The organism is Affinundibacterium seohonense, assembly GCF_014284305.1.
GTDB classification, from domain to species: Bacteria; Pseudomonadota; Gammaproteobacteria; order Burkholderiales; family Burkholderiaceae_D; genus Undibacterium; species Undibacterium seohonense.
The window spans coordinates 1-255 of the sequence record NZ_JACOFW010000133.1 but is presented as its reverse complement, the minus strand read 5'-3'; the positions used below and the strand labels follow the sequence as shown (position 1 = coordinate 255).

1 protein-coding gene is annotated in these 255 nt (G+C 45.5%); it reads right to left on the bottom strand.

What is annotated here, in order from left to right:
- A partial coding sequence (locus H8K52_RS22145) for a type VI secretion system contractile sheath domain-containing protein (RefSeq protein WP_343044272.1) occupies positions 1-249 on the bottom strand: 249 nt, incomplete at its 3' end.
- Positions 250-255: the final 6 nt, after the last annotated feature.

Sequence of the window (255 nt, the reverse complement as noted above, 5' to 3'; positions counted from 1 at the left end):
GTCGAAGTACTTCTTTGGTATGAAGCAGGTATTTGCACTGATAAAAGCAGCGTGTGTTGACCCTTTACAGTGGCAAAGCGGTATGAAGCCGAGATTCGTCAGTTCGTTCGCACGTCTATCCGTGATTGGTACTGTAGTAGGACATAGCTGCACTGTCATTCCTGACATGTTTTGATATTGGTAGAGCGGCAAATTTTCAACTAGCCCACCATCTTCAATGCCATGTATCGCTGCCGTCCAGTGATAGATTGAGAA